The sequence below is a fragment of the Cohnella sp. SGD-V74 genome (assembly GCF_003001675.1).
Taxonomy (GTDB): Bacteria; Bacillota; Bacilli; order Paenibacillales; family Paenibacillaceae; genus Cohnella.
Genome location: NZ_PVYW01000010.1, coordinates 37,119 through 49,574 on the forward strand (window position 1 = coordinate 37,119; position 12,456 = coordinate 49,574).

Annotated in this window: 8 protein-coding genes; 3 read left to right on the forward strand and 5 right to left on the reverse strand. The window is 58.3% G+C overall.

What is annotated here, in order from left to right:
- Positions 1-82 precede the first annotated feature (82 nt).
- From B0G52_RS16100 to B0G52_RS16120, 5 genes are all read right to left on the reverse strand, one after another.
- Positions 83-2,863, reverse strand: a complete 2,781-nt coding sequence (locus tag B0G52_RS16100; RefSeq protein WP_094046088.1) for a GH32 C-terminal domain-containing protein — start codon at positions 2,861-2,863, stop codon at positions 83-85.
- A 23-nt stretch (positions 2,864-2,886) separates the two neighbouring features.
- Complete coding sequence (locus tag B0G52_RS16105; RefSeq protein WP_094046090.1) at positions 2,887-5,259, reverse strand: glycoside hydrolase family protein; 2,373 nt, start codon at positions 5,257-5,259, stop codon at positions 2,887-2,889.
- 4 nt (positions 5,260-5,263) lie between these two features.
- Entirely contained in the window at positions 5,264-6,094 is an 831-nt protein-coding gene (locus tag B0G52_RS16110; protein ID WP_094046092.1) for a carbohydrate ABC transporter permease, read from the reverse strand.
- Positions 6,087-7,004, reverse strand: coding sequence for a carbohydrate ABC transporter permease (locus B0G52_RS16115; RefSeq protein WP_094046094.1), 918 nt, complete (start codon positions 7,002-7,004; stop codon positions 6,087-6,089). The genes B0G52_RS16110 and B0G52_RS16115 overlap by 8 nt, the downstream gene beginning before the upstream one ends.
- Before the next feature lie 80 nt (positions 7,005-7,084).
- The gene (locus tag B0G52_RS16120) at positions 7,085-8,512 is read right to left on the reverse strand and encodes an ABC transporter substrate-binding protein (protein ID WP_094046096.1); all 1,428 of its coding nucleotides are present in this window, start codon (positions 8,510-8,512) and stop codon (positions 7,085-7,087) included.
- Between the two features lie 261 nt (positions 8,513-8,773).
- On the opposite strand from B0G52_RS16120, the gene B0G52_RS16125 reads away from it, so the two are divergent.
- From B0G52_RS16125 to rlmN, 3 genes are all read left to right on the forward strand, one after another.
- Complete coding sequence (locus B0G52_RS16125) at positions 8,774-10,216, forward strand: family 43 glycosylhydrolase (protein WP_094046098.1); 1,443 nt, start codon at positions 8,774-8,776, stop codon at positions 10,214-10,216.
- A 17-nt stretch (positions 10,217-10,233) separates the two neighbouring features.
- Positions 10,234-11,232 (forward strand): LacI family DNA-binding transcriptional regulator, encoded by a 999-nt coding sequence (locus B0G52_RS16130; protein WP_094046100.1) that lies wholly within the window; start codon positions 10,234-10,236, stop codon positions 11,230-11,232.
- Positions 11,233-11,384: 152 nt separating this feature from the next.
- Entirely contained in the window at positions 11,385-12,455 is a 1,071-nt protein-coding gene (gene rlmN, locus B0G52_RS16135) for a dual-specificity RNA methyltransferase RlmN (protein ID WP_094046102.1), read from the forward strand.
- Position 12,456: the final 1 nt, after the last annotated feature.

Consider the following 12,456-nt stretch of genomic DNA (forward strand, 5'->3'; position numbering starts at 1 on the left):
CGTCTCGAAGCCGGACTGCGGGCTTCGGGACGGCTCTATTAAGCGGTGAGCAGCTGCGTGGATTAACGGAGCGCTGGCTGTTTTATTGACTCAGTCCATAGACTTTGACATTGCCGAACGTCGCTCCCCCGCCGGAAGAGAACAGCCGGATATCGGAGCTGTCGAGCGATTTGGGGATACGGGCGGCCAGAGCATACTTGTCGTTCACGAACACTTCCAGAATGTCGCCTTCGGAGATCAGGCGCAGCGTATTCGTGCCGTCCAAGTCTCCGGCTTCAACCGGAATGTGGCTGAAATCGGTCCAATTGCCCGTTCCGGTCGTATCGCGTCGTACCCTGATCAGGCTGTTGGCCTTATCCAGAGAGATTTCAAAGCCGTAAGGAGACGTCGCGCCTTTGTCGATCAGAAGACCGGCGCGATCGGCGCTGCTCGACATGGACACCGTCATTTCTACGTCGAAGCGGCCGTAATCGCCCGGTAGCTTGGCGATGGAAAATCCGGTGCCGGAGGAGGAGAACGCGCCGGAGACGAACGACCAGCTTCCCATTTCTGCAGAAGGGCTGCTTACGCCTCCGTACAGTTCCCCGCCGCGGATTGCGGAAGAGAAGGTCGCTTCCAGCTTGACGCCCAGCTTGCCGCTCGGCAACGCGTACAGCTCCCTCGGAAAGCCGATGTGTCCGCCCCAGGCATTGCCCGTCGCCTGCTGCGGAATCCAGCCGAGCATGATCCATTTCGCGCCGTCATGGAACACCTGTGCCGCAGCCAAGTCTTCGCCTTCTAGGGAATGGGCGGTTTTGGACGCCCAGTTGTCGGCGTCGATCGCGGTGTTCGGATCTCCGATCCAATACGTCGGGCCGCCGACCCAATGCGCGGTTTGACGGGCGATGCTAGCCATCAAGTACCAACGGTTGCCCAGCTTGAACAACTGCGCAACTTCGGGCTCTTGAGCCGAGCCGACAGGTATGCCTGTATTCGGGAACCGGATCAGGTCAGTCTGGGCTCCCCAACTCGTGAGCGAGCTGCCGACGGAGCTGGTTAGCGCGATGGACACGTCCATGCCCGAGCCGATACCCCAGTCCTGGTTGGAGCGATAAGCCGAGCTGACCATCCGGTATACGCCGGCGTCGGCGTCCCAGAACACGTAAGGATCGCGGGCTCCGGCCGTATACGGCGTCATGGAGTTGGCGATGTCATACGATGAGGAAGCGTTGCTCCACTCGGTCAGATCTAAACTTTCGCTTCCCTTCATTTCGGAACCGTTGCCGTAATAGCTGCGATAGACGCTGCCATCCTTGAACACGCCAAGCGCATAGTAGTTCTGATAGGGGGCGGAGCCCGAACGGGTCAAGGCAACCGGCTGCCAGCTTTTATAGTCGGTCGTCGTCACCAAGGCAGGCTCGAAGGTGCCGGGCTTCAAATAATAGAGGTACAGCGTTCCGTTTTCCCAGTAGGGATGAACGTCTCCGATATAGTGAGAGGGATGTTTGTAATGCAGCTTGATTCCCGGCCCTCCCGATTGATAATCGATCTGCGGGTCCCAATACGTCGAATCGTTGTCAATCGACGATTTGCGGTTCAGCACGAAGCGAATTTCGTCTCCGGGCTTCACGTAGGTTAACACCCCGTGATTGACACCGACGCCATCATTGTAAGAGATGTTCTGCCAGCCGGAGGCCGGCCAGATCTGCGTCCCGTTCTTCAGGATTCGAGCTTGCACGCCGTCCCCTCCGCTCAGGTCGCGCTTGCGTACTGCTCCCGTGATGTTTACAGTACCTTCCATCGGGCTGACGAATGCGCGTACCGTATCGGTGGACGTTCCGGGATGAACGGTGTCCGCGCCGTTCCAGCCGATCAGGGCGTAGGAGCTGCGGCCGAGCCAGGCATGGAAGCCCGACGAATCGTAGGTCATCGGCGCATAAGTAGAGCCGTCCCAATCGCGGTAAAACCAATGGTCGGTTCCTTGCGTCGAGGACGAATACCCTTCGGAAGCGACAAACCGGCTTTTCAGCCCTGTGCCGATGCTGAAGCGGATTTTGGCCGAGGATGAGAGGATGTTCCCGGATACCGTTCGCTCGGCGACGACCTCCAGCACGTATCTTCCGGACGCCGTAATCGAAGAGCCGCTGGAGAATGCGGCGGGAGCGCCGCCGTCTTTGGCCAGCGTAGCGTACGAAGTCGTTCCGGACGGATCGGTCCAAGACGGGGCGGCGGAAGCATATGCGCCTCCGTCAGCCACTCCGGTTACCTCGGGACGATCCGGGGCGTCGGAGGACGAGTAGGCGACGGTAGGGTCCCAATAGGTGCTGTCATTATTGATATTGCCGTTGCGATTCAGTACGAAGCGCAGCCGGTCGCCGCGGGTCACCTGCACGCTAAGCGAATGATTGACGCCAACACCGTCGTTATAGGCGATGCTCTGCCAGCCGGAGGCCGGCCAAATCTGCGTCCCGTTCTTCAAAATCCGGGCCTGCACGCCGTCCCCTCCGTTCAAGTCCCGCTTGCGTACGTTGCCTGTGATCGACACCTGTCCATCGGCCGGCGCTTCGAAGGTCAGCGCCGTATCGGTGGCCGTGCCGGGATGCAGCGTGTCCGGGCTGTTCCAGCCGATCAGACTGTAACCGCTTCTGCCCTGCCAGGCGTGAAAGCTGGAGTCCTCATAAGCCATCGGCGCGTAGTCGCTGCCGTTCCAATCCTCGTAAATCCACCCGTCAACACCCTGCGCTCCGGTTCTGAACGCTTCCGAAGCCGTAAAGCTTTGACTGGTCCATCCGCTTGCGGATACGCGCTCGGGCGCGAACGAGACGAGGGAGAAGCCCAATCCCGCAGCAAGAAGAAGCTTGATCGCTTTCCGGTATCCGAACATATTCGTTCCTCCGAATCTTCGATTTAATGGGCCAACTCTTGTCGGCTGAGCAATCTGTAAAGCTCAACGGCGCTAAAAACGGACCCGGAAGGCGAGTCGGCCGCATCCCCGGTATCGAATAGAGAGAGCGAGGCTTGGCGAACGGGCTCCATTAATCGGGCTGCCAAGGCGTAGCGTTCGTTGACGAACAGCTCGACGATGTCGTCTTCCACGATGAGCCGTGCGCGTACAACTTCAGTTGAATCGAGTTCAACCTGCAGCTCGCTATGCACGATTTCACCGCTGCGGATGCGCAGCTTTCCGGCGGCCGGGTCTAATTCGACTGTGACTGGGCGTTCAGAGCCGTCGCTTACAATACGCACGCCTCCAACGGCATCCGTGGCCGATGGCAACCATTCGAAAGTGAGGTCGAAGCGGTCGTAACGCCCCGGAATGACGGCCTCCCGATCTCCATCCGCCGAGTGAACCGCATCGGGGGCGGCGGGAAGCGGCCAACGTCCGCCGCGAATGGCTTGGCCCACGGAGGCGGGAAGCCGGACGTCGAACAAGCCGTTCGGACGCCGCACGAGCTCTCGGGGAAGGGCGATGTCCCCGCCCCAATGCTGGTAGCCGATCGTTTCAACGTCCCGCAGCGGAATCCAGCCGAACAGCAGCGGCCGGCCGCCCGCAGGAAACGCAATCTGGGCGGCGGCTAAATCCTCCCCGTCCAGCAGTTGCATATCCGCCTCCAGCCATGGGCCGTGGGGCGAATCGGCGACAAGACAGGTCGTCGGCCCGACGCGATGATCGTACACGCTGAAGATCAAATACCACTTGCCTTCGTGCTTGAACATCTGCGGCACTTCCGGGTCTCCGATATTTCCCGGAGCGTACAGATCTCCCTTGCCGGTCCAGCTCTTCAGATCGGGAGACACCGCATAGCAGACGGAGCCTTCCGGTCCGTTCTGTTCTCCGCCCTTGCGGCAGGTCATAACGGCCCAATACTGGCCGTCGTCCTCGTTGCGGAAGACATACGGATCGCGTTGAACCGAGTACCCCGGCTGAGGAGGGATATCGTACTCAGGGCCGGCGGCTTGCCAGGTTTGCAGGTCCGTGCTGTAGGCGCTGCGCATCACGTTGCCGTCCGTGCCGGAGTAGCTGCGGTAGACGCCCGCCTGCTCGTCGTAGAAGACGCCGAGCACGAACCATGGCTTGATCGGAGGGACCGAAGCGTCTCTCTTCAAGGTCAGCGAAGCTTCTTCATAGCGCAACATATCGCGCGAGGTGAGCAGTGCCGCTTCATAGCCGCCCCCAGGCCGGAGATAGTACATGTTTAGCGCGCCATCCTTGGCGAAGTACGGATGGACGTCCCCGATCTCGTGCTCGGAATGTCTGAAATGGAGCGGAACGGAGGACATCTCCCCGTAAGAAAGGGAGGGATTCCAGGCGACGCTCTTATCCGGAGAATCTCCCTCGATCCGGAATGTGACGCGATCTCCGACCTCGACCGGCAGTCGGAACCGGACTGCGTAAGCCCCGGGCTCTTCCTGACTCCCGCTCCATGCGGCCTCCGTTCCTTCTATAGGCCATACAGTCCGATCGTTCGACAGTACGCTGATCCTAACGGAAGAAGTCGCGATCACTTCCCGCAGCAGGACCGCATCCCCGGCAATGTCGAGCTCCCCGGGCGAAGGAGCCGTGAAAGAACGATCGTATACATCGCCGGACCGGGATACGCTCCATAGCTTTCCGTCGGTTTCCTCTCCGGGCTGCGGAGCGGTATAGAACGGAACGATCGGTGTAACCTCGGTCGGGCCGAATTCGGCTTCGGACATCAGTGTAAGCACCCCCGCTTTTCCTTGTGTGATGGCAGCATCTCTTGTATCGATGAGAGGCCGCTCCCCGTCTCCCGCGTACACGCGAAGTCGATCTCCGGCCGCTTCGATGCGGAGGGATACCGCCTGTCTATCCGGCACGCTCAGATCGGCGGAGCCGATGGACGCCGCGATGCCCTTAACTTTGCGAAACAGCTCCAGCTTGGGAGACGGGTAGACGAATGATTCGCTGCGGACGATCAAATAGTAGTAATCCTCGGGCGAAGCATAGCGAAACAGAAGTCCGGCCTGAAACTCGCCGCCGGTCAATGCGACGGAGGAACGGAGTTCGTAATCCGCCCATTGCTCTTCCCCGGCAACCGCGATCGCCGCCCCTTCCGCATCGGATTGGACGAAGACCCCGTCTTGCCGCTCCGTCCAGCTTCCTCCAAGCCGCTCCCACTTCGAGGCGGAGGAGCCCAAGAGGAAGGGAGCTTTGCTCCCGGCATCTCCATCGTTGCCGTCGTCCCCGCCGCTGCAGGCGGCCGTCAGGAAGACAAGGAGCGCCAATGCGATGCCGCAAGTGCCGAAACGCGCTTTCATGCCGTCACCCTTTCACCGAGCCGGACATGACGCCCTGGACGAAATATTTGGTCCCGAAGACGAACAGCAGCAAAATCGGAATGGCCGAAATGACGTTTCCCGCCATAAGATAGCCGACCTTGGTCTGATATTGGGTCGTGAAATATTGAAGACCGATCGCTACCGTGCGCAAGCCGTCCTCACTGATCGTAATCAGAGGCCAGACGTAGTCGTTCCATACGCCGACGGCCGTCAAGATGGCAACCGTCACAGCCATGGAGCGGGTTAGCGGAAGGATGATCGACCAGAACACTTGAAGCTCCGACGCTCCGTCGATGCGCGCCGACTCGAAAATTTCCCTCGGCATGCCCTCGATATAGTTGCGCATGATGAAGATGCCGATAATCTGCCCTCCGGTGACGTACGGAATCAGAAGCACGAGCCAGTTGTTGAGCAGCCCAAGCGATTTGTAGAGCACGAAGGAAGGAGCCAGCGTCAAAATGTCGGGAATCAGCATCAGCAGAAACAGGAGAACGAACAGCACCTCTTTGCCCCAGAAATACATTTTCGCGAACGCGTATCCGGTCAACGTGGAGAGGACAACGACGCCGACGACGGATAGCAGCGTGATTAGAACGGAATTGACCATGTATTTGTCGATTACGTTCCAGGCATGGCTGTAATTGCTCCAATAATACTCTCCGGGGAAAACGGACCACCAACTGCTGAAAATCTGTACGTCGGACTTATAAGAGGAAACGAATAAAAAAACGAACGGATACACGCTGAGCAGACAGATGATCCACAATGTCAGATGATTGGCGCCGACCAGCACACGCCTGGCCAGATTAGTCATGGAGATCACCCCTTTTCGTCAGCCGGATCATGAGCCAGGACAGCAGAGCGGATACGAGCAACAGCACGACGCCGATGGCGGAGGCGTAGCCGAACCGCAGGAAGACGAACGAGTTTTGGTAGATCCATACCCCGGGCGACAAGGTGGCGTAGGCCGGACCGCCGTTCGTTAGGAAAATCAGAAAGCCATAGCTCTTAAGCGAATCAAGCACGGTTAGCACGAGCAAAATGCGGGTTTGCGTCTGAACGAGCGGAAGCTCGATCGCGAGAAAACGCCGCCAGAAGCCCGCGCCGTCTAATCTAGCCGATTCCAGCAGCGACGAGTCGATGCCTTGGAAGCCGGCCAGGTAGATCAGGAAGGCGATTCCGCCCGCCCAGGGAAAGCCGATAAACAGCACCGAGCCGAGCGCCATCGACGGATCGCCCAGCCAGTTGTGCGCCCACGAGTCCAGTCCCAGTTGGGCAAGCAACGTGTTGAATACGCCTTTGGGCGCATACATGTTTTTCCAGACGTAGCCCATGACGATCCACGGAACCGTCATCGGCAGCAGCAGCATGATCCGGTAAGTTCGGGTCGCCCAGCCCGAAGTCAGCGCGAACATCAGCCTGGCGACGAGCAGAGGGACCGTCACGATCTTCAGAATCGATACGACGGTGATGACGATTTGATTGCGCGCCGCTTTGCCGAGTTCGGCATCGCCGGTAAACATGCGCTTATAGTTATCCAGCCCCGCGAAGCTCGTGGACTGGCCGTCCCAATGGAAGAACGACTTGTGCAGCGCCTGCAGAAACGGATAATACGAAAAGACGAGAATAAGAGCGAACGTAGGCAGGATAAGCAGATAACCTTTGCCGCTCTTCGCCAGCTTGCGCAGCAGGCCGTCAGCCGAGAAGCCGCGAGTGCTTTGCATGGGACCACCCCTTCATCGATGCTGATGCACAGGCTCCCTGAAGGACAAGGAACCTGTGCACATTCTAAGCCGCTATTGCGTTACCACTGAGTCGTGTCCCACTTGTTTTGCGTGATGAGCCGTTCCGCCGCTTCCTGATAGATGGAGGCGTATTTGTCGACGAATCCGTCCAAATCTCCGCCAGTCAGGAAGGCTTGGGAATAGCTCAGGAATTTGGAGGCCAGCTCGTTGTCCAGGGAGATCGCCTGAATTTTGGAGACGTTGAACTTGGCGTCCTGCGCCCAGGCGTTCATGACCGGATCGCTCAGCTCGACGCCCTGAACGACGGGCAGCATGCCCTGCGCTTCGACGACGCGCTTATGCACGTCCGGCTGGGACAGGAAGCGCATGAAGTCGATAAAGATTGCTTTCTGCTCAGGCGTCGCCCCCTTGTTCAGCCCCCAAGCGCCGCCGAGATTGGCCATGTCGATCGGGTCCGACGGGTTGCCGGGGTTCGGGAGCGAGAAATGCCCGTATTCGAAATCTTTGATGTTCTGCACGAAGCCCGGAGTGTCCCAGCTTCCGCCCAGGAAGAAGGCGGCTTTCCCGGATACGAACGCGTCGTACCAGCCCCAGTCGGAACTGAAGTTTTCTGGCCAGCCGGCTTCGACCCATTTTTTCCATTCCGCGAACATCGCCTTGACCTTCTCGCTCTTCAAGTCGATCTCGCCTGTCTTGATGCCGCGCACGACTTCCATCTGCGAAACCCTTCCGTCCGGTACGAGCGTGTCCAACTTCATCCAGTCGTCGAGGTTAAAGCCGTAATTCAACTGCCAATTGTACCAGTCGCCCTTAAAGTTCGCGACAAGCTGCTCGCTCCAGGCGATCTGTCCGCTGTCCTTGATCGTCTTCTGTGCGGCCATCAGCTCTTCCCACGTCGTCGGAACGGCCACTCCGGCTTCGTCGAGCATTTTTTTGTTATACCACACACCCGTGTTGACCGCGCCGGCTACGCCGACCATCCAGACGTCATTCGTGCCGCTCTTGCCGATCTCGAACGCGTTGGCGACGTAATCCTGCTTCCATGGCTGCTTTGTGTATGGGTTCTCTTCTTCGAAGTACGGGGTCAGAGGCTCGAGGTACTTGGCGAGCATCTGGGTCGTCTCCGGGCTGACGCCGATGCCGACGGGAGCGCCGCCGCCGATCAGCTGCGTCTGGATTGTCGTGTAATACTGGTCAAAGGCGGAGAAGATGATCTCGATGTCGACCTCTGAATGAAGCTTCTTGTAGTTTTCGATCTCCGCGTTCACCGCATCGATCGTCGGCTGATGCCACATGACCAGGTTGATCTTGCCCTTGAGCGGGGCGGCGGACGGAGCTACGCTTCCGGTTTCGCCAGCGCTCGGAGCGGATGGGGAGGCCGAAGGCGAGGCGGATCCCGCCTCGTTGCCGTTGCTGCTGCAAGCGCTCACAACAAGCATTGCCGAAAGCAGCAGACCGGCGGACCCGCTTTTCCATACTTTGTTCATACGTTAAACCCTCCGTTTATTTTTCTGATTGGTTTGTGACTACGTTGTCACATTTCCTGAGGCGATTATAAGCCTGCTCATGAATCCATGTCAACGATGAAAATGTCATATTTACTAAGAAATATTCAGCTACATCTAATGCGGAAATAAAACTCGATGCCTCTTTACACTGTGACGATCACTCGTTATAATTCGGATTATAGTGGCAACGTTGTCACATTGGATTCGCTCAACTGAGAGAAACGAGGAGGTAGCCCGCACATGGCGCTGCGTTATTTGCCCGAACCGGGTCGCATGGTGGCGGATTTGATTCCGTTCTACGATGAAGGATATTATCACGCTTATTACTTGAAAGGCTTCCGGGATGGAACGGGCTGGGCCCGGCATCATACGCCTTGGGCGCATTTGCGGAGCAAGGATCTTCTGACTTGGGAGGAGCTGCCGAACGCGCTGGAAACCGGAACGCAGACCGAACCGGACGGAGGAGCGTGCTTTACCGGCTCCGTCTATCGCGAAGGAGAGACGGTTCATATCTTTTATACCGGCTTCAGTCCCGGCCATCCGGACGGGCGCGAGCAGATCATGCACGCGACGTCCTCCGACGGAATCGCGTTCGCGAAAAATCGGGCCAATCCGATTCTGCGGGTCGGTTCAGAGCATTACGGCTACGATGAGGACTTTCGCGACCCATTCGTGTTTCGCAACGAGGAAGAGGGACGGTACTGGATGCTGTTCACTGCAGGCTGCCGCCATCCGGTCAACGGCAACCGGCGCGGGGTGATCGGCTTGGCCGTATCGGACGATCTGCAAAATTGGCGGTTCGAAGCACCGATCTATGCGCCGGACGCCTATCCGTCGCTCGAATGCCCGGACCTGTTCCGGATGGGAGACGCGTGGTACTTGTTGTTCTCCCAATTCGGGCGCACGGAATACCGGATGGCGGATTCCCCGTACGGGCCGTGGAGAAGGCCGGCTAATCCGTATTTTGACGCAGGAGATTATTTCTTCTATGCAGCGAAATCTTGCTTTGACGGCGAGGATCGTTATTTGTTCGGCTGGTGCGGGGATTTGGCGGAAGGCAAGGACGCTCCGCGCGCCATGTGGGGTGGCACTTTCGTCACGCCGAGAAAGATCGTTCGAGAGGAGAACGGGGAGCTGAGGCTGGTTTGCCCGGACATCTATGCGTCCTCCGTTACAAAATCCCATCATTTGGATTATAATGAATGCATCGCTTTATGCGGAGAATGGAACGAAAAGCCGGACGGGACGATCGCGTCGCGCCGGGCAGCGGGCTTCGCCGCGCTTCTGTGGAAGGAGGCTCCCGAAGGAATCTCCCTGCGCCTGACTGTAAGCAAGGAAGAGGGGACGGGAACCGCGGGTCTCGTCCTTCGCGCCGACGATCGTCTGGACAACGCATATATGCTCGGCCTTGATTACGGAGCGGGAACGCTTCGGCTTGAGCGGTATCGCGCGGTTCGGGCGTTCCACGGCTCGGCGCTCGACGGGGAGCGGATTTTGTGCGAGAGACCGGTTCCCGGCTTAGCTGCGGCCGGGGACACTGACATCCTTGTATTTTTGCAGGACGATATTCTGGAGGCGTTCGTGAACGGCGTGACGATGACCGTTCCCCTCCGGGATATAGGCGGGGGCGGACTGGGCCTGTACACCTCCGACGGTTCGGCGTTATTTACTCTGAAGTCATAGAAAAGGAAGATGAACTCATGGCGACAAGTCGCGAAGTGGCGGAGTTGGCCGGCGTCTCCGTATCCAGCGTGTCCAGGGCGTTCCGGGACGACGCGTACATCAGCCGCGAAGTCAGGGAGCGGATTCTGGCCGCCGCGGAGAAGCTCGGCTATACGCCCAATCTGATGGCGCGCAGCCTCAAGAGCCAGAAAAGCCGGATTATCGGCCTGGTCATCTCCGATATCGACAATCCTTTCTACTCGATCATTACGAGAATCATCGAGTCTGAGCTGAAGCGGCTTGGCTACCGGCTGCTGCTGTCCTACAGCAACGAGAACGCCGAGCAGGAGTTGGAGGATCTGAGCCTGCTTGCGTCGTCGCGAGTGGACGGCATCATTTTCACCCCGACGACGTCGAAGCACGCTTCGTTTATCCGTAATCTTAAGAAGCAGAACATCGCGCTCGTCCAGATGTACCGCACAGGCTATGCCGACATCGATTCCGTCGTTATGGACGATGAGATGGGCGCTTATCTGGCGACCAAGCATTTGCTGCAAAACGGGCATTCGGACATTCTGCTGCTGAGCGTCGAAAGCCCCATCTCGCCGAGCCGCGCGAACGGCTATCGCCGGGCGATGGCGGAGGCGGACAAGCCGGTCAACGAGGAATACGTACTTCACCTGCCTTTTCAGACGGACCTCAAGAACATTATCAAAAACAAAATCTCGCTGCTCAAGCCGACAGCCGTCGTTGCGGGCACGAATACAATCGGCATGGATGTCATCAAGACGTGCAAGGAAATGAAGTTGAGCATTCCGGGCGATTTGAGCCTGGTCATGTTCGACGACGTCGCCTGGGCGTCGCTGCTCGAGATTACGACGGTGTCGCAGCCGACGGAGAATCTGGGGCTGTGCGCTTGTCGCACGATCATGGATCGGATCGCCAAGCAGTATACGACGGAGCAGATGACGACGGTGCTGGAGCCGTTCCTCATCGCCCGGCAATCGGTACGGAATTTGTACGCGTCGCGATCGTAAATAAGGATCGTCCTTGGACCTCTCGGTCTGGGGACGATTTTTTTGCGCGGATTGCCGCGGCAAGGCTTCCCGGCTTGTGAATCAGAGCCTTTTCTGGGAAAATAGGAGGAAGTCGCAAGGTCCGGCTATTTATGCGAAAAGAGGGTTACGAAATGACGAAAACATCCGTTCACGATATGACGTTCGAAGGGTTGACCGAATGGCTCGGGGAGCGCGGACACAAGAAGTCGCGGGCTACGCTCGTATGGGAGTGGTTGTACCGCGAGCGGACGACCGATTTCGCCGCGATGAACGGCGTGCATCCGGAATGTCTGAAGACGCTGGAGGAGCATTTCTACATTGAATCGTTAAGCGAGCATTCCCGGCAGGAGTCGAAGGACGGAACGGTCAAGTTCCTGTTCCGGCTGAAGGACGGCAACCTGATCGAGACGGTGCTCATGCGCCACAAGTTCGGCCTGTCCGTCTGCGTCACGACGCAGGTCGGTTGCAACATTGGCTGCAGCTTCTGCGCGAGCGGCCTGCTCCGCAAGAGCCGGGATCTGTCCAGCGGGGAGATCGTCGAGCAGGTGATGAAGGCGCAGCGTTTTCTGGATGCCAGAGGTCAGGGGGAAGCGGTCAGTCACCTCGTCGTGATGGGCATCGGCGAGCCGTTCGACAACTACGACAATCTGGTGAAGTTCCTCGACGTCATCAAGCACCAGAAAGGGCTGGCCATCGCCGGTCGCCATATCACCGTCTCGACGAGCGGATTGGCCGACAAAATCTACAAGTTTACGGACGACGATCTGAAGGTGAACTTGGCGATCTCCCTGCATGCTCCGAACGACGAGCTGCGGACGAGAATCATGAAGATCAACAAAGGGATTCCGATCGAGAAGCTGCTCAAGGCGCTCGACTACTATTTGGAGAAATCAAAGCGGAGAGTGACGCTCGAATATATCCTGCTGAAGGACGTGAACGACCAGAGAGAGCACGCGTTGGAGCTCGCCGAGCTGATCGGGGATCGCAGGCCGCTCGTCAACGTCAACCTGATCCCGTACAATCCGGTCGATGAGCACAGCCAGTACCAGCGGACGGAGCGGCATGTCGTGAGCGAGTTTTTCGATACGCTGAAGAAGCAGGGAGTTAGCTGCAGCGTACGCTTGGAGCACGGAACGGACATCGACGCCGCGTGCGGACAGCTGCGAAGCAAGCAGATCAAGAAGGAAGCGGTCGCGAATTAAC

Bases quoted from the DNA above. Each gene is read 5' to 3' on its own strand.
- B0G52_RS16105 (WP_094046090.1), bottom strand. From the start codon at position 5,259: ATGAAAGCGCGTTTCGGCACTTGCGGCATCGCATTGGCGCTCCTTGTC.
- B0G52_RS16115 (WP_094046094.1), bottom strand. From the start codon at position 7,004: ATGCAAAGCACTCGCGGCTTCTCGGCTGACGGCCTGCTGCGCAAGCTG.
- B0G52_RS16100 (WP_094046088.1), bottom strand. From the start codon at position 2,863: ATGTTCGGATACCGGAAAGCGATCAAGCTTCTTCTTGCTGCGGGATTG.
- B0G52_RS16120 (WP_094046096.1), bottom strand. From the start codon at position 8,512: ATGAACAAAGTATGGAAAAGCGGGTCCGCCGGTCTGCTGCTTTCGGCA.
- B0G52_RS16130 (WP_094046100.1), top strand. From the start codon at position 10,234: ATGGCGACAAGTCGCGAAGTGGCGGAGTTGGCCGGCGTCTCCGTATCC.
- B0G52_RS16125 (WP_094046098.1), top strand. From the start codon at position 8,774: ATGGCGCTGCGTTATTTGCCCGAACCGGGTCGCATGGTGGCGGATTTG.
- rlmN (WP_094046102.1), top strand. From the start codon at position 11,385: ATGACGAAAACATCCGTTCACGATATGACGTTCGAAGGGTTGACCGAA.
- B0G52_RS16110 (WP_094046092.1), bottom strand. From the start codon at position 6,094: ATGACTAATCTGGCCAGGCGTGTGCTGGTCGGCGCCAATCATCTGACA.